This window comes from Mesorhizobium sp. M9A.F.Ca.ET.002.03.1.2, from assembly GCF_003952365.1.
In the GTDB taxonomy this organism is placed as follows: Bacteria; Pseudomonadota; Alphaproteobacteria; order Rhizobiales; family Rhizobiaceae; genus Mesorhizobium.
Genome location: NZ_CP034443.1, coordinates 1794764 through 1815086 on the forward strand (window position 1 = coordinate 1794764; position 20323 = coordinate 1815086).

24 protein-coding genes are annotated in these 20323 nt (G+C 62.0%); 12 read left to right on the forward strand and 12 right to left on the reverse strand.

The window, feature by feature from the left end; all coding sequences use genetic code 11:
- The first annotated feature begins 5 nt into the window (after positions 1 to 5).
- On the forward strand, positions 6 to 1235 hold the full coding sequence (locus tag EJ066_RS09015; RefSeq protein WP_126036884.1) for an FAD-dependent oxidoreductase: 1230 nt from the start codon (positions 6 to 8) through the stop codon (positions 1233 to 1235).
- Positions 1236 to 1256: 21 nt separating this feature from the next.
- Here EJ066_RS09015 and EJ066_RS09020 read toward each other — a convergent pair whose 3' ends face one another.
- The 5 genes from EJ066_RS09020 to EJ066_RS09035 form a co-directional block, all read right to left on the reverse strand.
- Entirely contained in the window at positions 1257 to 1691 is a 435-nt protein-coding gene (locus tag EJ066_RS09020) for a peptidylprolyl isomerase (protein WP_126036886.1), read from the reverse strand.
- Positions 1692 to 2002: 311 nt separating this feature from the next.
- Positions 2003 to 2173, reverse strand: a complete 171-nt coding sequence (locus tag EJ066_RS31270) for a hypothetical protein (RefSeq protein ID WP_189644460.1) — start codon at positions 2171 to 2173, stop codon at positions 2003 to 2005.
- A 154-nt stretch (positions 2174 to 2327) separates the two neighbouring features.
- The gene (locus EJ066_RS09025; RefSeq protein WP_126036888.1) at positions 2328 to 4124 is read right to left on the reverse strand and encodes a cation:proton antiporter; all 1797 of its coding nucleotides are present in this window, start codon (positions 4122 to 4124) and stop codon (positions 2328 to 2330) included.
- Positions 4125 to 4221: 97 nt separating this feature from the next.
- Positions 4222 to 5235, reverse strand: coding sequence for an oxygenase MpaB family protein (locus EJ066_RS09030; protein WP_126036890.1), 1014 nt, complete (start codon positions 5233 to 5235; stop codon positions 4222 to 4224).
- Positions 5236 to 5453: 218 nt separating this feature from the next.
- Complete coding sequence (locus tag EJ066_RS09035) at positions 5454 to 5717, reverse strand: DUF4242 domain-containing protein (protein ID WP_126036892.1); 264 nt, start codon at positions 5715 to 5717, stop codon at positions 5454 to 5456.
- 150 nt (positions 5718 to 5867) lie between these two features.
- On the opposite strand from EJ066_RS09035, the gene EJ066_RS09040 reads away from it, so the two are divergent.
- Positions 5868 to 6746: a LysR family transcriptional regulator gene (locus EJ066_RS09040; RefSeq protein ID WP_189644461.1), complete on the forward strand. Its 879-nt coding sequence runs from the start codon at positions 5868 to 5870 to the stop codon at positions 6744 to 6746.
- 158 nt (positions 6747 to 6904) lie between these two features.
- On the opposite strand, the gene EJ066_RS09045 is transcribed toward EJ066_RS09040, so the two are convergent.
- The gene (locus EJ066_RS09045) at positions 6905 to 8410 is read right to left on the reverse strand and encodes an Ig-like domain-containing protein (protein WP_126036896.1); all 1506 of its coding nucleotides are present in this window, start codon (positions 8408 to 8410) and stop codon (positions 6905 to 6907) included.
- Between the two features lie 298 nt (positions 8411 to 8708).
- Here EJ066_RS09045 and EJ066_RS09050 point away from each other — a divergent pair, with 298 nt between their 5' ends.
- Positions 8709 to 9140 (forward strand): dihydrofolate reductase, encoded by a 432-nt coding sequence (locus tag EJ066_RS09050; RefSeq protein ID WP_126036898.1) that lies wholly within the window; start codon positions 8709 to 8711, stop codon positions 9138 to 9140.
- Between the two features lie 232 nt (positions 9141 to 9372).
- Here EJ066_RS09050 and EJ066_RS09055 read toward each other — a convergent pair whose 3' ends face one another.
- The 5 genes from EJ066_RS09055 to hslV all read right to left on the reverse strand — a co-directional run bounded on the left by EJ066_RS09055 (position 9373) and on the right by hslV (position 13601).
- The gene (locus EJ066_RS09055) at positions 9373 to 10332 is read right to left on the reverse strand and encodes a DUF1402 family protein (protein WP_126036900.1); all 960 of its coding nucleotides are present in this window, start codon (positions 10330 to 10332) and stop codon (positions 9373 to 9375) included.
- Positions 10333 to 10585: 253 nt separating this feature from the next.
- A complete protein-coding gene (gene hslU / locus EJ066_RS09060; protein ID WP_126036902.1) occupies positions 10586 to 11899 on the reverse strand; it encodes an ATP-dependent protease ATPase subunit HslU in 1314 nt (437 codons plus the stop codon).
- A gap of 4 nt (positions 11900 to 11903) precedes the next feature.
- A complete protein-coding gene (locus EJ066_RS09065; protein ID WP_126036904.1) occupies positions 11904 to 12503 on the reverse strand; it encodes a DUF2585 domain-containing protein in 600 nt (199 codons plus the stop codon).
- Positions 12503 to 13060, reverse strand: coding sequence for a GNAT family N-acetyltransferase (locus EJ066_RS09070; RefSeq protein ID WP_126036906.1), 558 nt, complete (start codon positions 13058 to 13060; stop codon positions 12503 to 12505). Before EJ066_RS09070 ends, EJ066_RS09065 begins: the two co-directional genes overlap by 1 nt.
- Positions 13050 to 13601 (reverse strand): ATP-dependent protease subunit HslV, encoded by a 552-nt coding sequence (gene hslV, locus EJ066_RS09075; RefSeq protein WP_126036908.1) that lies wholly within the window; start codon positions 13599 to 13601, stop codon positions 13050 to 13052. Before hslV ends, EJ066_RS09070 begins: the two co-directional genes overlap by 11 nt.
- A gap of 219 nt (positions 13602 to 13820) precedes the next feature.
- Between hslV and hisB the strand changes: the two genes are divergently transcribed.
- The 9 genes from hisB (at position 13821) to coaA (ending at position 19642) form a co-directional block, all read left to right on the forward strand.
- Positions 13821 to 14420, forward strand: a complete 600-nt coding sequence (hisB, locus tag EJ066_RS09080; RefSeq protein ID WP_126036910.1) for an imidazoleglycerol-phosphate dehydratase HisB — start codon at positions 13821 to 13823, stop codon at positions 14418 to 14420.
- Between the two features lie 3 nt (positions 14421 to 14423).
- Entirely contained in the window at positions 14424 to 14900 is a 477-nt protein-coding gene (locus EJ066_RS09085) for a DUF2628 domain-containing protein (protein ID WP_126036912.1), read from the forward strand.
- Position 14901: 1 nt separating this feature from the next.
- Positions 14902 to 15552 (forward strand): imidazole glycerol phosphate synthase subunit HisH, encoded by a 651-nt coding sequence (gene hisH / locus EJ066_RS09090; protein WP_126036914.1) that lies wholly within the window; start codon positions 14902 to 14904, stop codon positions 15550 to 15552.
- A 20-nt stretch (positions 15553 to 15572) separates the two neighbouring features.
- Positions 15573 to 15863: a DUF1330 domain-containing protein gene (locus EJ066_RS09095; RefSeq protein ID WP_126036916.1), complete on the forward strand. Its 291-nt coding sequence runs from the start codon at positions 15573 to 15575 to the stop codon at positions 15861 to 15863.
- Positions 15864 to 15866: 3 nt separating this feature from the next.
- A complete protein-coding gene (gene hisA / locus EJ066_RS09100; RefSeq protein ID WP_126036918.1) occupies positions 15867 to 16616 on the forward strand; it encodes a 1-(5-phosphoribosyl)-5-[(5-phosphoribosylamino)methylideneamino]imidazole-4-carboxamide isomerase in 750 nt (249 codons plus the stop codon).
- Positions 16613 to 17449: an arginase family protein gene (locus tag EJ066_RS09105; RefSeq protein ID WP_126036919.1), complete on the forward strand. Its 837-nt coding sequence runs from the start codon at positions 16613 to 16615 to the stop codon at positions 17447 to 17449. Before hisA ends, EJ066_RS09105 begins: the two co-directional genes overlap by 4 nt.
- Positions 17449 to 18240, forward strand: coding sequence for an imidazole glycerol phosphate synthase subunit HisF (gene hisF / locus EJ066_RS09110; RefSeq protein ID WP_126036921.1), 792 nt, complete (start codon positions 17449 to 17451; stop codon positions 18238 to 18240). Before EJ066_RS09105 ends, hisF begins: the two co-directional genes overlap by 1 nt.
- Before the next feature lie 91 nt (positions 18241 to 18331).
- Positions 18332 to 18658 (forward strand): phosphoribosyl-ATP diphosphatase, encoded by a 327-nt coding sequence (locus EJ066_RS09115; protein ID WP_126036923.1) that lies wholly within the window; start codon positions 18332 to 18334, stop codon positions 18656 to 18658.
- A gap of 24 nt (positions 18659 to 18682) precedes the next feature.
- Positions 18683 to 19642, forward strand: coding sequence for a type I pantothenate kinase (gene coaA, locus EJ066_RS09120; protein WP_126036925.1), 960 nt, complete (start codon positions 18683 to 18685; stop codon positions 19640 to 19642).
- A gap of 37 nt (positions 19643 to 19679) precedes the next feature.
- On the opposite strand, the gene EJ066_RS09125 is transcribed toward coaA, so the two are convergent.
- Positions 19680 to 20297 (reverse strand): alpha-ketoglutarate-dependent dioxygenase AlkB, encoded by a 618-nt coding sequence (locus EJ066_RS09125; protein ID WP_126043800.1) that lies wholly within the window; start codon positions 20295 to 20297, stop codon positions 19680 to 19682.
- Positions 20298 to 20323 lie beyond the last annotated feature (26 nt).

Below are 20323 nucleotides of genomic sequence, written 5' to 3' on the forward strand. Positions count from 1 at the left end.
CGGCGATGACGAAGGGGATGGTCATCATCGGCGCCGGCGAATGCGGTGGACGCGCTGCCTTGGCGCTGCGCGATCTCGGCTATGACGGGCCGGTGACGCTGGTCGGCGACGAGCCGCATCTGCCCTATGAGCGGCCGCCGCTGTCCAAGGACGCAATGGTCAGCGACGCGCCCGAGATCAAGGCGATCGCCAGCGACGCGGTGCTGGCCGAGAGATCGATCAGGCATATCCACTCGGTTCAGGCGGTGGCGATCGACCGCGCGGCGCATCTCGTGCGCCTGTCCGACGGCTCGGTCCTGCCCTACGACAAGCTGTTGCTGGCGACCGGTTCGATCCCGCGCAAGCTGCCGATGCCGGGCCTCGGGCCGCGCTGCGTCTATCTCCGGACCTTCAACGACGCACTCGCCATTCGCGCCCATCTCAGCGCCGGGAACCGCATCGCCATCGTCGGCGGCGGCTTCATCGGCCTCGAACTCGCCGCCGCGGCGCGCAGGCTGGGCGCCGCGGTCACCGTCATCGAGGCGCAGCCGCGCATCCTGATGCGCGGCGTGCCGGCCGAGATCGCCAAAATCGTCCATGACGCGCATGAGGCCGAAGGCGTCGACATCCTATGCGGGGCCGGCATCGCCGCGATCGCCGACGACGGCGCCGAGGTGCGCATCGCGCTTGCCAGCGGGCAGCACATCGTCGCCGATCTGGCGGTGATCGGCATCGGCGCCGTGCCGGTGACCGGACTTGCCGCAGAGGCGGGACTGGCGATCGACAACGGCATAGCGGTCGATGCCGAGCTTCGCACCACCGATCCGGATATCTTTGCCGCCGGCGACTGCTGCTCGTTTCCGCTTGCCGTCTATGGCGGCCGGCGCGTGCGATTGGAAGCCTGGCGCAACGCGCAGGAGCAGGGCGCGCTTGCGGCCAGGAACATGCTGGGCGCCGGCGAGGCCCACGCGGCTGTGCCATGGTTCTGGTCGGATCAGTACGGCCTGACCTTGCAGATATCCGGCCTGCCGGACGAGGGCTGCAGCGTTGTGCGCCGCGACCTCGACGACGGCGCCTTCATCCTGTTCCATTTGACGCAGGACGGCCGGCTGGTCGCGGCGAGCGGCATCGGCCCGGGCAATGCGGTCGCCCGCGACATAAGGCTGGCGGAGATGCTGATCGCCAGGCGGGCGACGCCGGCGCCGGAAGCGCTCGGCTCGCAAACGGTCAAGCTGAAGTCGCTGCTGGCGGCATGAACCGGGCCGTCGATGCCGGAACTACGCCGCTTCGACGATCTCGACCAGTTCAACGTCGAACACCAGGTCCTTTCCGGCCAACGGATGATTGCCGTCGAGCTTGACGCTGGCGTCGTCCACGCCGACGACTGTTACTGGCATGGCGCGCCCTTCGCGGGTGCGGGCCTGCAATCGGGCGCCGATATCAATGTTTATGTTTTCCGGCACGTTGGCGCGGTCGATGGTTACCACCGCTTCAGGGCGATGCGGGCCGTAGGCGGCGTCGGCGGGAACGGTAACGGTGCTTTTCGTGCCGACCTCCATGCCATCGACATGGGTTTCAAGACCGGGGATCAGCTGTCCTTCACCCAGTGTGAACTGCAGCGGTTCACTGCCGGAAGAATCGAATTGAGTGCCGTCGACTAGACGTCCAGTATAGTTGATGCGCACGGTATCGCCATTCTTGGCCTGTGTCATGGCTGCCATCCTTTGGGAGTTTTTGAGGGACCGGCCCAGAGTTCACGGCCCCGTTCTCGACCATCCACGCACGAAGGTGCGCGGTGCGAGACTCTAAAACTAGGGGCTCGGCTGCCGATGTAAAGTGCTGGAGCTGCCGAGAAATGTCGAGGTTCGGTGCCTGAGAACAATTATGCCCGACACCAACTGAACCGTGCTCGGCTTCGTCGCAGTCTCGAAACGGCTGAAGGAACAACCACATCTGGGATGGCAGGTCGAGCAGCAGATCGGGGCGGGAGCCAACGGCATCCGAACAGATGAGGCCTTCGAATTTAGACGCCGGGGTGAATGTCAGCAGGTTGGCACTCGTTGCTCGTGCGGTAGAACTCGACATCACCGGCAAGAAACCCGCCGCCGGCGAACAGATCGTACATCGCGATGCCGAGACCATGAGCATAGTAGGTGTTCGGCCCACCCGGGCGGCTGTGGTCGTCAGGTACCAAACGTTGGATTTTCACCGCTGTCTAGTGATGAAAGCCTGACGCTCGGTACCCACTCGGAATGGCGGGAGACGACCCGAGCGGAAGCTCGTCGGCCGAATTCACGCCCATGACCCTGATCGGATATTGCCAATGGCTTATTTGTCCTTGGTCCATCTCACGGCAATCGAGATCTTTTTGACCGGATCGAATGCGTGGAACCGCTTGCTTTCGGTGCCGCCGCCTCCTGCAGCTCGCGGCGAAATTCATCGCGTTTCTCATGGATCGAAGCGATGACCGGTCCTGCCGCCTGGCCCAATCCGATCAGCGCCGCTTCTGACAGCTGCAGGCTGGCCTCGATCGTTTCAGGCACGGCGTCGGTCACACCAATCGCATAGAGGTGACGCGCGTGGCCAGCATCGCGGGCGCGCGAGACGATGACGATGTCCGGTCTCAGCGCACGTACCTGTCTTACGATTTCGTCGATATCGGCCTGCCCGGCAACCGTTACGATGACGGCTTTGGCGTCCGTGAGACCGCAGCTCTTCAGGAATTCCGGGTCTGTCGCGTTGCCGTAATAGACCTCTCGCCCGCTTCGCCGGTATGCCGGGACCGCGGCGGCGTCATTGTCCACTGCGATATAGCGACAGCTGTGCCGATCCAGCAGCGAGCAGACGACGTGTCCGACCCGGCCATGCCCGATGACGATTGCGTGTCCGGCGACGTCACTTGGCGCGACGGCGAGTTCCGGGTCGAGCGCCCTGGACTCCTGGAACCTCGGCGTCAATCGCCGTGCGACCAGACTCAGCGCCGGAATGAGCGTCATCGTGATCGAAGTCACTGTCAAGGTGAAGCTCGAGACGTTGGAGCTGATAAGTCCGAGCGTGGTTGCCATGCCAATGCCAACGAATGCGAATTCGCCGCCTGGACCAAGGAGCAGGCCCGTTTCGATCGCTGCAGGCCAGGACAAGCGAAAGATCCAGGCAAGGCCGGTGAGCAGGAGCACCTTGACACCAATGAGGCCGACGACAGAGGCAAGAAGCCAGAATGGTTCGCGAGCAAGCTCGCGGACGTCGATATTCATGCCGACAGTAAAGAAGAATACGCCAAGCAGCAGCCCCTTGAAAGGACCGGCGGTTGTTTCTATCGCCTTGCGAAATTCGGTCTCGGCGAGCAGCAGCCCCGCGATGAACGCTCCCAGCGCCATGGACAGTCCGGCCAGCGCGGCCGCGACCCCGGTACCGATAATCACGAATAACGTCGCGGCCACAAACAATTCAATGCTTCCGGCGGAGGCGACCATTCGGAAGAGGGGCCGCAGAAACAGACGCCCGACGATAGCGATCGCCGTAACGGCAAGCGTCGCATTCAAGAAGGTAAGCGCGAGATTGGCCGTGACTGAGCTGCTCGTGTCGCCACCTAGGATGGAGACGAAGAGCAGGATTGGAATCACAGCCAGGTCTTGCGCCAGGAGCACGGCAAAACTGGCTCGGCCGGCAACCGTGGCAAGCCGCCCCTGGTGGGAAAGCACCTCGATAACTATCGCGGTCGAGGACAAGGCAAGGCAGGCGCCGAGGATGATCGATACGGTCGGTGAGTTGCCGGCCAGGGCTGCGATTCCGCCGATCACAGCGGCGGAAAAGATGACCTGCAAGCTCCCGAGTCCGAACACCAGGCGGCGCATGGTCTTCAAACGTTCGTAGGATAGCTCCATGCCGACAATAAAGAGCAAGAACACCACGCCGAGTTCGGCGATCCCAGCAACGTTTTTGGCATCGACGACGGTGACCCAGTACAAGAACGGAAATGCGTTGATGAGCGAGCCCAAGCCCAGTGGACCAAGGAGCGCCCCAGCCGCCATGTAACCGAGCACGGTGCTAAATCCGAAACGCCGCATCAACGGAACAACAATGCCCGCCGTCCCAAGTACGACAAGCGCATCGCTATAGGAATCGATATTGATCGGCGCTGCCACTCATCCCTCTGTCTCTGGCTTGATGCACAATTTCCGTACTGGAATACATAGTGTGTGCATAGCCAATGGCCGACCAAGTCGCCCGATGAATTCAATCTTACGCGCTTTGCGGCGCTCGGAGGTCGCAAATCAATCCTCCTGGTGACGCATCCGTGACGCGCTCCGTCAATGGTGAAAAGCGTGGATCACGTCGCCGATAGAGATAGCTCTCGGAAAGACCGAGGCGACGGCACGACTGGACGGCTGGTGATGAGGGGATCACGATGCGATCGCAGATTGCGGCCGTCGTCTTCACAAAAGCATGCTCCCACGGCTTCAACGTCCATCGGTCGCCGAGTTCCAACCGCTTGCGGACCCAGTGGGGCAGGATCTCGACGGCCGCCTTGAGAAGCGGCCGCTGAAGCGGTCGAGCCACTCTCGGCAAGGCGGGAACCTCTTCCATGATTTCCAGGAACTCCGAGACGATCGGCGATGCGACGAGTCTTGGCCTCATCACGTCGAATAGCGCGTAAAGCTCGGTCTGAGACGTGGGCGCGCTGACCGCACCATAGAGAAGCGCGACGGGGCGAGACTCAGCAAACATCGCGTCCCGTTCGAAAAAATGCAGACGGTGCACATAGGTGTGATAGGCCTCCATAAAACCAAACTCGGCCGTCGCTTGCACCCAGTCCAGCAACTCCGGGTCGGTGGCGTGGTATGGCTCGCCTTCGCTGGTTCGACCTGAAACGCCGCCATGCATCCTGACCACACCTTCAATCATGGCCTTGGCCTTGGTTCGAGGGCCGTAGACCGTGATCAAGGCAGCGAGGCCCGTACGCTGCAATCGTCGGAGCGCATGGGAGCGAAATGTGCTGTGCTGCCAAATGGCGTCGCGAACCCGCGGCTCTGCCAATTCGAGCAGCACCGCAGTAACCCCGCCGATGAACAGTGCAACAGGGTTCTTGAAGATACGCCAGGACAGGGAGTCAGGCGGCAACAGCGCCGGCTCGCCTTCCGGGGTCGAGAAGTCCATCTGAGGTCCGAGCCGCTGGCGCATCAACGACCGCGCAAGAGTGTCCACACGACGCTCAAGCGGGCGAGGCAGAGGAATGTTGCCCGAGTTGCGAAACATGGTACGCGTCCTGGGAACAGCAAGCGTTAGACCGGCGCCTGGCGGATGAACGTCTTTGGTCTTCCCGCCGTTCCAACGGCAAGCACAACAGGTGCTGGCCGAGGATAATGTAATGCTCTGTTTCGGGATGCCGATAGCCCACGGCGTTGCGTTTGCTGCGCATGACTCCGCAAGAACACCAGGCCCGGATGGTCGTCACGAGCCCGGTCGTGCCGGTCTTATGGGGTAAGATCGAGCGCCGGTACGATTCTGTTATAGGGCAGCCCCGCATCGTCGTTTAGACGCTGCACGTCGGTATCGGAGACAGCGTCAAACAGGCACATGCAGCGCCCGTCCTCCGGTGCGAAGGTCGAGCGCAGATACCTGATGTCGGTGCCCTTGGACGTCATCTCGGCGGCCTTGCTGATCGCCGCCTTCTGCGCATCTCCCAGAGCTTCCATGCTGATGCCCTTGAGGTCGCGTTCAACCATATAGACGGTCATTTCCAGATCTCCTCCTGGTTCAGTGACCACAGGAGTTGAACGCAATGGCGGGCGAAAGAGAACGACATTTTTTCTATCAATCGATAGCCGACAGTTATCGATGAAGAGGCTACAATGTCGTTTCGTGGAACCGCCTCGGGAGGGCTCGCCATGGAGATGTTTCAGGTCCGCTACGTGCTTGCCGCCGCGAAGATGCTGAACTTCACCAAGGCCGCCACCGATTGCAATGTGTCTCAGCCTGCGCTCACCAAAGCGGTCAAGACGCTCGAGGATGAGCTTGGCGCGCCCTTGTTCCACCGCGAAGGAAAGCGCATCCTCCTGAGTGAGTTCGGGCGCTCCATTCTGCCGCATCTTCAGCAGATCATGCAGGAGGCCCACGCAACCAGGACGCTTGCCGATAATTTTAGGCTGCTCAACCAGGTGCCGATCCGCCTCGGCGTCATGTCGACCATTGGCCATGTGAAGCTCGCCCGGTTTCTCGCAAAGTTCCAGCGCGACTATCATGGCGTCGAGCTCGAAGTTAGCGAAGCGAGCGTTCAGGAATTGAAAAACAGGCTTGAGCAAGGCGATCTCGATCTGGCCGTTCTTAATCCGCTGGAGGGACTGGGAGCGGCTTTCCGCGTCCATGATCTCTACAGTGAGCGTTATGTCGTCGTATTCGCGCCGGATCACCGGCTTGCGACCCTTAATGCAATCAAGTTGGTCGATCTCTCTCAGGAACCCTATGTCGATCGTCTGTCCTGCGAAATGCGGGACCTGGTGATGGGTGTGTGCCGGGAAAGAGACGTCAGCCTTTATGCCCGCTTTCGTTCCGAGCGCGAGGATTGGGTCCAATCAATGGTGTTGGCGCGGATCGGATTCGCCTTCATGCCTGAATATTCGGTGACATCGCCTGAACTTCTGCAGCGCCCGCTGATCGAACCCGCGGTGGCACGCACGGTGTCCCTGGCTAGCGTTCCGGGTCGGCCATATAGCCCGGCGACGGCAGCAATGGTCCGAGCTGCCCAAAGTTTCGATTGGCCGGGCTAACCGTTTATTGCTGAAGCTCGAGCTACTGCTGATTTGAGATGCCGTCTGCGCCGCCCTGGTGTTCCCCCCGGGGCGGCTTACTGCGCAATCGAGAGAGAAGCCCTTCGCATGGGCGCGATTACGCCTGGTCGATTTAACTGCGCCCCACCCACGCGCTCCTAGATCACGAAGAAGTCGTCCACAGTGAGGAATGTGCTCGGATCCACGGCGGCAAACTTGACAGCCGCCGCTCCTCCTGCCCCGTCCACATCGAACAGCAGGTCGCCGGTCCCCTTGTCGTAAATTATGCGGTCGCTGTCATCGATGGCTTGCTTGCCGACGACGAAAGCCGCAGCGAAAAGCGAGCCGGCCGATAGCCCGACGAATGCGGAGCTGTCCAGCCAGAACACGTCGTCGATCGCATTGAAGTCTTCTATCCTGTCGTAGTTCGCCGGCCCGAGTGCGTCGAACACGAAGACATCCCTGCCCGGGTCGCCAGCCAGCCGGTCGCGGCCGGCGCCGCCATTGAGAATGTCGTCGCCAACACCACCCCGCATGTCGTCGGAGCCGGCGCCGCCGTCGAGGACGTCGTCGCCGGTGTCACCGCGGATGCCGTCCGCGCCCTCACCGCCGCTGATCTCGTCATTGCCGGCGCCGCCTTTCAGCCAATCGGTGCCCCCGCCGCCAATGATGTCGTCGGCGCCCGCGCCGCCGAATAGCTGGTCGTGGCCGGCGCCACCGTCGAGCGTATCGTTGAACGGGGTGCCGCTGATGCGGTCGCCGCCGCCCAGCGCGGCGACGAGCACGGCATGGTCATAGCTTGCGTAGCTCACGATGTTTTTGGCGTCGGTCAAGGTGATGGATTCGGCCGGCGGAGTGACTGTGATCGTAATCGTCGCTAAATTGCTGTTGCCCTGACCGTCCGTGGCGTAAACAGTAAAACTGTCGGTGCCGATGAAGCCGGCATCTGGCGTGTAGTCGAACAGGTTTCCGCTCAGAAAATCCGCATGATAGTGCAGGGTGGTGCCATAATGACCCTGGTGGAACGGGTAGTAGTTACCGTCGAAACTCGTCCCCTGCGCTAGGGTGCCGTTGTCCGGCCCGTCTACGATGACAAAGTTCAAGAGGTCGTAGTCGGCATCTGCCGCGCTGAACTTAATGTCGTCGAGAGGTTGCGCCTGCGAAACCGACAAGTCCAGGTCGGCAACGATGGGCGTGTGATTGACGAAGGTGTCGGACTGAAGCACGCCCCCTTCCAAGATGATCTGGTGCTGACCGTATTGAGTGTTTTCGCCGCCGAAATATTCGTTCGCCCCGATCCATGTCACCGTGATGTCGTCGGGGCTGTCGGCGCTGACCGAGACGATCTGGGCCGACAGGAACGCCGCCTGGTCGGACACGGTGCGGAGCAAATTGCCTTCGTTGTCGAAGACCTGCGTTTCCACGGTCGTCCAAGTCTCGATCCTGCCTTCATGGGTGAAGCTGGTGATGGTGAAGAAGCCGTCGAAAACATCGACAGAAGCCAGTTCGATCCGACCGAAAAGGAAATCCGGCTTCGCCCCTACCGGTCCGATTACGTCCCCGTCGGTCTCTGTAATACTGAATAGGACCGCGTCAGGGCTAGGATTGGGATCCTCGGGTTCGTTCCATACGACAAGTTCACTGCCATTGCTCAAGGTCGGCATCCTGTCTCTTCCTTGCCTTTGCGCCTGGACGTACTGCGGATGACCCCGATTTCAACGATTAACATGTTACGCGAGACGGATCGGTGACAAACCGAACCGCTTTTCGTCTTCTTCGAATGTAGTTAATTCTGTCTCTCGGCAGTCGGATAGAGCTCAATGCGAGCATCGGCACCGCTTGGTGCCGCAAAGGCAATTTATGCGGAGCAGAGAGCGTTGTTTGAGGCTGTTTGGGCCATCTTACGGAAACACGTTGCGCCGCATGGCGAATGCGATCAGACCAGCTATGGATGGAGCTCTCATGAAGAAGACTGTCGTCAGGGTTGTCTGTGCCATCGGCCAAGCGGGGCAGCTCGGCCTCAAAGGCCGCCTTCCATGGGAAGGCGAGCGGTCGCCGGAGTTCGTCGCCGACGTGGCACGGTTTTTCGACCTCACAAGGGGACACGTCTTGCTCGCCGGTCCCAAGACGATCGCGAGCGTTCCGGATTTTGCTCGCGCGGATCGGGAACTTGTCGTCGTTCGCTCCAGCATGGATCCCAAGGACACGCTCCAGCGCTTTGCCGGCCGGGTGGTCTTCATCGGCGGCGGTCCACCGGTCTGGGACGCCTACGCGCGCTTCGTCAGCCACTGGGATGTCACGCGGCTGCCCTATGACGGGCCGGCGGACCGCTGGTTCGATGCAAGATGGCTTATGGGAGGTGGCGAAGTTGCCAGCAATCACCGCGACCAATGAAGAAGGACCCGATCACCTTTTGAACATGTGAGGAGATGGCGTCATGCGACGCTCGCAATTGGACGACTGCAAAGTGTCACTCCGGCCGGTGGGCTGAAGGCCAGCCAACGAGGCGCGCTGGGAACGCCGCCCGGAATTCTATGGGATGGCGGCGCACCATGTTTACAGGGTGCAAGCGATTTCCGCTTTCCACCCAGGGCGGCTGTGCGGTACCAAGCGTCGGATTTCACCGCTAAAACAGCGCCTTCAGCTCCGGCAATTTGTCGTTGACCAGCCAGCCATAGTAATTTTCCTCGGGCAGCTTCTCCGGCTCGCCCGCGGCACGGCGTCTGTCGTTTTCGGCCTTCAGCGCATGGGCGCGCTGTTCCGGATTGCCGACATTGTAGAGCGTCGATGTGATCCCGGGATTGCCCGATATGTCGAAGCCGGCAATGTCTTTGTAGGCATCAATCGATTTGCGGAGCGCCGCCGCGACATAGGACAAGGTGAGGTCGGGATCCATGATGGTCTTGTAGACCGCGTTCGGATCGCCGACGTCGAGCTTCGGCAGGCCGGAAACCTCGTTCACGAGATCGCTCATCTGCAAGGCGGTCAGCGGATTGAGCTGGCCGAGGCCGAAGGTCTGGCCGGCATAATAAGGCTGGAAAAAGGTGGCGCCGAAGCGGTCGTCGGGAAAGCTCTCCCCGTCGACGTTCTTGCCGCGAAAGGACTGGTTCCACACCTGCTCGCGGCACGCCCAGAGCGCGTAGCTGTCCGATTTTCCGGCGCATTTCTGGAATTGCGGCCGCTGCACGAAATCGGTGATGTCCTCGCCGTCATAGGCGAAGGACAGCTTGCTCGACAGATAGGAGATCGCCTTGACGTAGTAGGTCTGCAGCCGGTCGTAGGCATCGACATTGTACGTGTGCTCGCCGACGATGGCGCCGACGATATGCATCGGGTCGATGCCATATGTCGCCGCCGCTTGGCTGATCTTGCCGCGAAGATCGGCGTCGTTCTGCAGCAGCGCATAGACCTTGCGGTATTTCGCCTGGAAGGTGGTGTTGGTGGCCTGGGTGCGCCGGCTCGAGGCGCCCGGTATGTTGGGCTGCTCGGCATTGCGGTTGCCCGGCGGCACCATCGTCGCCGCTTGCGCGGCGAACATGGCTGTCGCCAGCGTCAGCCCGAGAATGACGAGGATCAGTTTTTTCATGCGCCGCCGCCTATAACAGCGCATGACCCCCGGAAGCAATTTTCGGGGGTCATGCGCAGAATCAACTGCTACGGCGTCCTTTGCGCATTCAAAGGCTGCGCGGTGCCGTAGTCGCCGGGCAAACTAGGTAAAGCTCCAGGTCGAGTCGAGAGCCCCTTCGCCTGCCGAGACAAAAGGTGGCCATATGCTTCCATTTGGCCACACGTTGGAGAATCCCCGCCCACCCTGCACCGGAATGCCCGGCGCCGTCGTCTTACAGGATGAATCGCGACAAATCCGTGTTTCTGGACAGGTCGCCGACATGCTTCTCCACATAGGCGGCGTCGATCGTTACCGACGTGCCGTGGCGGTCCGGCGCGTCATAGGAGATCTCGTCCAGCACCCGCTCCATCACCGTCTGCAGCCGCCTGGCGCCGATATTCTCGACGCTGGCGTTAAGGTCGACGGCGATGCCGGCCAGCGAATCGATGGCGTCGTCTGCGAACACGAGATCGACGCCCTCGGTCTTCATCAGCGCGATGTACTGCTTGATCAGGCTGGCCTCCGTCTCGGTCAGGATGCGGACGAAATCGTCCTTCTCCAGCGCGCGCAGCTCGACGCGGATCGGCAGGCGGCCCTGCAGTTCGGGCAGCAGGTCGGACGGCTTGGCGACGTGGAACGCACCCGATGCGATGAACAGGATGTGATCCGTCTTCACCGGTCCGTATTTGGTCGCGACCGTGGTGCCTTCGACCAGCGGCAGCAGGTCGCGCTGCACGCCTTCGCGGGACACACCGGCGCCCATGCCGCCCTCGCGCGAGGCGATCTTGTCGATCTCGTCGAGGAAGACGATGCCGTCGTTTTCGGTCGATTCGAGCGCCCTGCGCACCACCTCATCCTGGTCGAGCAGCTTGTCGGACTCGTCGCCCACCAGCAGCGCGTAGGATTCCCTCACCGTCGTCTTGCGGGTCTTGGTCTTCTGGCCGCCCATCGCTTTCGACAGCATGTCGTTGATGTTCAGCACGCCGATATTGGCGCCTGGCATGCCGGGAATCTCGAAGCCGGGCATGCCGCCGGTGCCGGTGTCGCTCACTTCGATCTCGATCTCCTTGTCGTCGAGCTCGCCGTCGCGCAGCTTCTTGCGGAAGGAGTCGCGCGTGGCCGGGCTCGCCGTCTTGCCGACGAGCGCTTCCAGCACGCGTTCCTCGGCGTTGATATGCGCGCGCGCCTTGACATCCTCGCGCATCTTTTCGCGCACCAGCCCGATGGCGATCTCGACCAGGTCGCGGATGATCTGCTCGACGTCGCGGCCGACATAGCCGACCTCGGTGAACTTGGTCGCCTCGACCTTGACGAACGGCGCACCGGCAAGGCGCGCCAGGCGGCGCGAAATCTCGGTCTTGCCGACGCCGGTCGGGCCGATCATCAGGATGTTCTTCGGCATCACCTCCTCGCGCATCTGGCCTTCGAGCTGCTGGCGCCGCCAGCGGTTGCGCAAGGCGATGGCCACGGCGCGCTTTGCGTCCTTCTGGCCGATGATGAAGCGATCGAGTTCCGAAACGATTTCGCGGGGCGAGAATGTGCTCATATCACTAAATTCCACTTTGCCACTGCCGGATGGACTCGAACGGATGCAGCAGCATGATCACGTTGAGTGTCAGATTGTCCCTGATGATGGTGCCGACACCGAATTCGAAGATGAGGGCGAGGGTAACGATCACCCATATAGGAAGCCTCCGCGCCATCACAAATCCCAGCACCATCGCCAGCGTGTCCGCCACCGAATTGATGATGCTGTCGCCATAGTAATCCAGGGAAATTGTGCCGGCGCGATAGCGCTCGATGATCAAAGGGCTGTTCTCGAGAAGCTCCCAGCCGCCCTCTATGACGACTGCGAATGCCAGCCTGAGCCCGATCGGCGAGCGTGGGAACAGAAACCACGCCAGCGCATAGAACAGGAAGCCGTGGATGATGTGCGAGAACGTGTACCAGTCGGAAATGTGCTGGGAATTTTCCGAGCTCTGCACGATGCCGTGCCATAGCTTGACATAGCCGCATGTGCAGATCGGCGTCCGACCCATGCCGTAGAGGGCTCCAGCCTGGAAGATGACCAGGCCCAGGACGAGCAGAAGCCCCATCCGCCAGCTGTCTTCATAGGCCGAGACGGGTTTGTCGGCGCCGCTTGTGCTCATTACTGCCCCTCTTCGGCGTCGCCCTCTTTGGCATCGCCCTCATCGAAATCGCCCTCATCGAAATCGATCGCCATCAGCACGGCGTCGCCATATTCCGACTGCCTGCGACCGATAGCCCGGAAACCAGCTTTTTCATAGGCGCGTATGGCTCGTCCGTTGGATGGATCCGGATCGATGATGACGCGCGGCGCGCCTTCCTCGAACAGCTGTTCCACGAACTGCCGGACAATTGCCGAGCCGTGGCCGCGCCCGACAAGCTCAGGCTTGCCGATCGACAGATCGATGCCGAGCGTGCCGAACGGCTGGTCGCTATATGGATGGCCGTCCTCCAGATGCGGGTCGTAGCTCTGCATGTAGCCGATCGGCTCGCCGTCGAGTTCGATGATCAGCGGTTCGACGGAAATGCTGTCGATATGCTCGCGGATCTGGGCGATCTCCGTCTCGGGATCGTCCCACCACTGCGCGACATGCGGCTCGGCCAGCCATGCCGCGATCATCGGCAGGTCTCTTTCGGTCACCGGCCGAAAATCGTATAGCGCGGCCCGCTCAGCCGGCATCGAGCGTTTCGATGACGAAGTTGCTGTTGGTGTAGACGCAGATTTCGGACGCGATCTGCATCGCCTTGCGGGCGATCTCCTCGGCATCCTTTTCGCTGTCCATCAGCGCGCGCGCCGCGGCCAGCGCGTAGTTGCCGCCCGAACCGATCGCCATGACGCCATATTCGGGTTCGAGCACGTCGCCGGTGCCGGTCAGCGCCAGCGAGACCGACTTGTCGGCGACCAGCATCATCGCTTCCAGCCGGCGCAGATAGCGGTCGGTGCGCCAGTCCTTGGCGAGCTCGACACAGGCCCGCGTCAGTTGATCCGGATATTGTTCGAGCTTGGCTTCCAGCCGCTCCAGAAGGGTAAAGGCATCGGCGGTGGCGCCGGCGAAACCGGCGATGACGCTGCCGCCCTTGCCGATGCGGCGCACCTTCCTGGCGTTGCCCTTCATGATGGTCTGGCCGAGACTGACCTGGCCGTCGCCGGCGATCACCACCTTGCTGCCCTTGCGCACCGTCACGATGGTCGTGGCGTGCATGGTCAGTTCATCAGACATTTTCTGCTCCGATCAGCGCCGATCCCGAAAGGCGATCGGCGCGTTACGAGTGGACTTGATCGGCCATATGTATGCATAGGCCCGATGATTGCAAACCGGTCATCCGACCGTCCCGATACCGCTTGCCATGGCAACTGGCAATCGCCGGATCATGCTGCTAGAAGGCTCTCGTTTTCAAGCAAGTGAAGCTTGGACTGAACTCTGGACAAGGATGAGGTCATGCCGCCCCGTTCCGCCGAGATAAGCCGCAAGACCAGGGAAACCGATATCTCCGTGTCGGTCCACGTCGACGGCTCGGGAAAATCCGATATTGCCACGGGCGTCGGCTTCTTCGACCATATGCTGGACCAGCTTTCGCGTCATTCGCTGATCGACATGACGGTCAAGGCCAAGGGCGATCTGCACATAGACGACCACCACACCGTCGAGGACACCGGCATCGCGCTCGGCCAGGCGCTGGCCAAGGCGCTGGGCGAGCGGCGCGGCATCATGCGCTATGCCTCGATCGATCTCGCCATGGACGAGACGCTGACGCGCGCGGCGATCGACGTTTCCGGGCGCCCTTTCCTCATATGGAACGTTGCGTTCTCATCGCCGAAGATCGGCACGTTCGACACCGAACTGGTGCGCGAATTCTTCCAGGCCCTGGCGCAGAATGCCGGCATCACATTGCATGTCACCAACCACTACGGCGCCAACAATCACCACATCGCCGAGACCTGTTTCAAAGCCGTGGCCCGTGCGCTGCGCTTCGCGCTTGAAAGCGACCCGCGCCAGCCGGACGCGGTTCCTTCCACCAAGGGATCTCTGAAGGGATAGGCCATGGCCATCTATGTCGTGATGGAACCGCCAGGCCGCGGCGAAAAGCCTGATACAACCACCTTTGTCCGTGATGGGTTTTCCTGGCTCGGCTTCCTCGTGCCGCCGCTGTGGCTGCTCTGGCACCGGTTGTGGATCGAGGCAGCACTGGCCTTTGTCGCCATGGCGGTTCTTTCGGTGCTCGCCGAAAGATTGAGCCTTGGGCTGGCCGGCTCGCTTTTGTCGCTGCTGGTATCGCTCTATGTCGGGCTGGAAGGGCAGGCCTTGCGGATTGCCGCGCTGCGCCGCCGTGGCTGGCATGAATGGGGCGTCGTCGAAGCCGACAGGATCGACGATGCCGATACGCGCTATGTGCTGGAAGCCGAAGCGCATTCGGATGAGCAAGCGCCCGCGCAACGCATCGTTCCGGACGCAGCCCTTGCCCGGCCGTCGCAGACGGGCATGGTACTGGGGCTGACCCACATTCCGGGAAGACCCTGACATGCGGGTCGCGATCATCGACTACGGCTCGGGCAATCTGCGCTCGGCCACCAAGGCCTTCGAGCGCGCCGCGCATGAAGCCGGCATCGCCGCCGCCATCGACCTGACCGCCGATGCCGAGCGTGTCAGGACCGCAGATCGCATCGTCCTGCCCGGCGTCGGCGCCTACGCCGATTGCGCGGCCGGGCTGCGCGCCGTCGAGGGCATGTGGGACGCGGTGGAAGAGGTCGCCATCGCCAAGGGGCGGCCGTTCCTCGGCATCTGCGTCGGCATGCAGCTGATGTCGGAGCGCGGTCTGGAAAAGACGGTTACAAAAGGCTTTGGCTGGATCGCCGGTGACGTCAAGGAGATCACGCCGGCCGATCCGGCGCTGAAGATCCCGCAGATCGGCTGGAACACGATCGAACTGACGCGCAAGCACCCGCTGTTTTCCGGCATTCCGACCGGTGCCAAGGGGTTGCACGCCTATTTCGTCCACTCCTACCATCTCGACGCGCGAAAGCCGGATGAGGTGCTGGCGATTGCCGACTATGGTGGCCCGGTGACGGCGGCGGTCGCCCGCGACAATCTCGCCGGCACGCAGTTCCACCCCGAGAAGAGCCAGGCGCTTGGCCTTGCGCTGATCACCAATTTCCTGCGCTGGAAGCCTTGAGGTTTCAAAAGGACAAAATCATGAACAAGAAGGGTTACTGGATGGCGATGGTCGATGTCCGCGACCCCGAAATCTACAAGCAATATATCGAGGCGAACGCGGTGGCTTTTGCGAAATACGGGGCGAAATTTCCCGTGCGGGCTGGTCGCTACGCGAACCCGGAAGGGCCGACAGGCAACCGCCATGTCCTGGTGGAGTTCGAATCCTACGACAAGGCGATAGAATGCTACGAGTCGCCTGAATACCGGGCGGCCTTGAAGTACAGGCTTGCCGCCTCGACCGGCCACTTCGTCATTGTCGAAGGCGCCTGAACGGTGATCCTGTTCCCGGCCATCGACCTCAAGGACGGCAAGTGCGTGCGCCTGAAGCACGGCGACATGGCGACCGCGACGATCTACAACGAGGATCCGGCCGCACAGGCCAAAGCCTTCGAAGAACAGGGCTTCGAGTGGCTGCATGTCGTCGACCTCAACGGTGCGTTCAAGGGCCAGAGCGTCAACAGCGCGGCGGTCGGCGCCATCCTCAAGGCGACGACGAACCCGGTGCAGCTTGGCGGTGGCATCCGCACGCTGGCGCAGATCGAGGACTGGCTCGACCGTGGGTTGGCCCGCGTCATTCTCGGCACCGTGGCCGTGCGCGATCCCGATCTGGTCAGGCAGGCGTGCAAGGCGTTCCCGGGCAGGATCGCCGTCGGCATCGACGCCAAGGGCGGCAAGGTGGCGGTCGAGGGCTGGGCCGAGGCCTCAAGCCTCGGCGTCATCGAACTGGCGAAGAAGTTCGAGGGCGCCGGCGTCGCCGCCATCATCTACACCGACATCGACCGTGACGGCGTGTTGACCGGCATCAACTGGGACGCCACCATCGATCTCGCCGAGGCGGTGTCGATCCCGGTCATCGCCTCTGGAGGTCTGGCCTCGATCGCCGACATCGTACGCATGACCATGCCCGACGCGCGAAAACTCGAAGGCGCCATCTCCGGCCGCGCGCTTTACGATGGGCGTATCGATCCGGCCGAGGCGCTGGCGATACTGGCGGCGGGATCGGAGAAGGCGAGGGCGCGATGAAACTCTCGATCATCCTGGCGCCCTATGACAGCGGCCTTTACCATGCCGGCTTTGGCCAGGGCCCCGACGCCATCATCGCCGGCGGCCTTGTCGATGAACTCACCTTGCGTGGCCACGATGTCGTCGTCGAGGACATCGGCGAGGTCGGCGATGCCCAGAAACGCGAAATCGCGACAGGCTTCGCCGTTTGCCGGGCAGTCGCGGCGAAGGTCGATCTGGCCCGCGACGATGAACGTTTTCCCATCGTGCTCACCGGAAATTGCCTGACCGCCGCCGGTGCGGTGGCTGGCGATGCCGCGGATTCGATCATCTGGATCGATCAGCATGGCGATCTCAACACGCCCGAGACATCCGCCTATGGCTTCCTCGATGGCATGGCGCTGGCGACGACGCTAGGGCTCTGCTGGCGCCCGATGACGTCGGCGATCCCCGGCTTCCAGGCGATAGACCCGTCGCGATGCATGCTGGTCGATGCGCGCGATCTCGATCCCGACGAAAAGCGCCTGCTGGACACATTGCCGATTATTCGCACCCGATGTGCCGATGCGCTGGACGCTGTCGGAAAGCTGAAGGCGGCCGGCGCGGTTCGCGCGCATCTGCATCTGGACCTCGACGTTCTCGATCCGGACGTGCTGCAGGTGAATCGTTATACGAAATCAGGCGGTCCAAACCCGGATCAGCTGCGGCAACTGGTTTGCGGGCTGGCCAGGTCGATCCCGATTGCCGGCGTCACCCTGTCCGCCTACGACCCGGCATTTGACGCCAAGGGCGAGGTTCCGCCTGTCGTCGGGCAATTGCTTGGCGATTTTCTTGCAGCGATCGAGAGAACCTGATGCTGAAAGCCCGCGTCATCCCCTGTCTCGACGTCAAGAACGGCCGCGTCGTCAAGGGCGTCAACTTCGTCGACCTTGTCGATGCCGGCGATCCGGTCGAGGCGGCAAAGGCCTATGACGGCGCCGGCGCCGACGAGCTTTGCTTTCTCGACATCACCGCTTCGTCCGAAAATCGCGAGACCATCTTCGACATCGTCGCCCGCACCGCCGAACAATGCTTCATGCCGCTGACCGTCGGCGGCGGCGTGCGCCAGGTCGCCGACATAAGAAAGCTGCTTTTGGCCGGCGCCGACAAGGTGTCGATCAACACGGCGGCGGTGAAGAATCCCGATTTCGTCGCCGAGGCGGCCGACAAGTTCGGCAACCAGTGCATCGTCGTCGCCATCGACGCCAAGAAAGTGTCGGGCGAAGGCGAGGCCGACCGCTGGGAAATTTTCACCCATGGCGGCCGCGAGAAGACCGGCATAGACGCTGTCGAGTTCGCTCGGCGGATGGTCGATCGCGGCGCCGGCGAAATCCTGCTGACGTCGATGGATCGCGACGGCACCAAGGCCGGCTACGATATTGCGCTGACCCGTGCTGTAGCCGCCGCCGTGCGTGCGCCGGTCATCGCCTCCGGCGGCGTCGGCACGCTCGAGCACATGGTCGAGGGCATTCGCGACGGCCATGCGGGCGCGGTGCTGGCGGCATCGATCTTTCATTTCGGCACGTACAGCATTGCCGAAGCCAAGGCATATATGGCCCGCGCCGGCCTGCCAATGCGACTGGACTCATCGGTTGATCGGCCTTAAAGCATGATCCCGAACCGAAGGTCCGCGTCAGCGAAAAGTGGAAACCGGTTCTCGGAAAAGATCATGCTTAAACAAGCAGATAGATGGCGCCATGGCTGAGTTGTCGCTCTCCGATCTGGAGACAATCATCAGGGAGCGTGCGCATTCTGGCGATCCGGATTCGTGGACGGCAAAGCTGTTCGCGCGCGGCATGGACAAGGCGGCGCAGAAGCTCGGCGAAGAGGCGGTCGAAACAGTGATCGCGGCCGTCGCGGGTGACCGACAAGCCCTCGTTTCGGAAAGCGCCGATCTTATATATCATTGGCTCGTCGTTCTCGGTGTCGCAGGTGTTCCGCTAAGCGACGTGCTCAAGGAGCTCGAAACCCGCACCGGGCGTTCGGGCATCGCCGAAAAGGCGTCTCGGCAGGACCGGGGCTGATCGCTGCGGAGGGCAGGAAACTCGATGGACCAGCTCGCCCCCACCGAGAAATATTCGCCTTATCGATTCTTTTCGGCCGAGCAATGGTCGCAGTTCCGCGCCGACACGCCGCTGACGCTCAGCGAAGATGAAATCAACCGCCTGCGCTCGCTCAACGACCCGGTCGACCTCGAAGAGGTCAAGCGCATCTATCTTTCGCTGTCGCGGCTTTTGTCGGCCCATGTCGAGGCGAGCCAACTTCTGTTCAGACAGCGCCAGGCCTTCTTCAACGCACAGGATATCGTCAAGACACCCTTCATCATCGGCATTGCCGGCTCTGTCGCGGTCGGCAAATCGACCACGGCGCGCGTGCTCAAGGAATTGCTGGCGCGCTGGCCGTCGAGCCCCAAGGTCGATCTGATCACCACCGACGGCTTCCTGCTTCCCAACGAAATCCTGCGCCGCAACAATCTGATGGAGCGCAAGGGCTTTCCCGACAGCTACGATGTCGGCGCATTGCTGCGTTTCCTGTCGGGCATCAAGTCGGCGCAGCGCAATGTCCGCGCGCCGGTCTATTCGCACCTGACCTACGACGTCGTTCCCGGCGAGTTCCAGACCATCGACCGGCCGGACATATTGATCTTCGAAGGCATCAACGTCCTTCAGCCGGGCAAGCTGCCGAAGGACGGCAAGATCGTGCCTTTCCTGTCGGATTTCTTCGATTTCGCGATCTATATCGATGCCGAAGAGGAGCTGATCCATCACTGGTACATTGCCCGCTTCATGCGGCTGCGCGAGACCGCCTTCCGCGATCCGGATTCCTTCTTCCACCGCTATTCGCAACTTTCGCAAGAAGCGGCCCGCGCCATCGCCGAAGGCCTGTGGGCCAACATCAACCTGAAGAATTTGCGCGAGAACATCCTGCCGACGCGGGCGCGGGCCGATCTCATCCTGCGCAAGGGCGCCAATCATCTGGTCGAGGAAGTGGCGCTCAGGAAGCTGTGACGAGATAGAGCGGCGATTCGATCTTAGCCGCTCACATCTAGCCAGGATACGTCACCCGCCGCAGCGTCAGGTTGATCCGTCCGCCGTTTTTCAGCAATGCCGAGGTCGACGGATAGATTCGGTCGACGCCGTGGAAACAGAGGCGGCCTTCGCCACCGAGCACGACGACGTCGCCGCTTTTCAGCCTGAACGACCGGGTCGCCCCTTCGCGCGTGCTCTGGCCGACCCTGAACAGGCAATCGTCGCCCAGTGAAACGGAGACGACCGGCGCGGAGAAGTCGATCTCGTCGCGGTCTTGATGAAGGCCCATCTTCGCGTCCGGCGCGTAGAAATTGACCAGGCAGGCCTCCGGCGGATGCTGATAGGCGGACACGTCCCGCCACAGCTCCAGCAGCACGTCGGGGATCGGCGGCCATGGCATTCCGGTCACCGGGTGCGTCGGCTGGTAGCGATAGCCGCGCTCCTTGTCGGTGACCCAGCCAAGCGAGCCGCAATTGGTCATGCGCACGCTCATCTCCTTGCCGGTGCGCGGCATGGCCGGCACGAACAGGGGAGCCTCCCGCACGACCCGGCTCACATCCTCAACCAGCGCTTCCTGCACGGCGCGCGACAGATAGAAGGGCATGTGGCGAACGCCTTTGGGCAGAACGAGCATCAGATTGGTCGCTTCATTCTCATCTG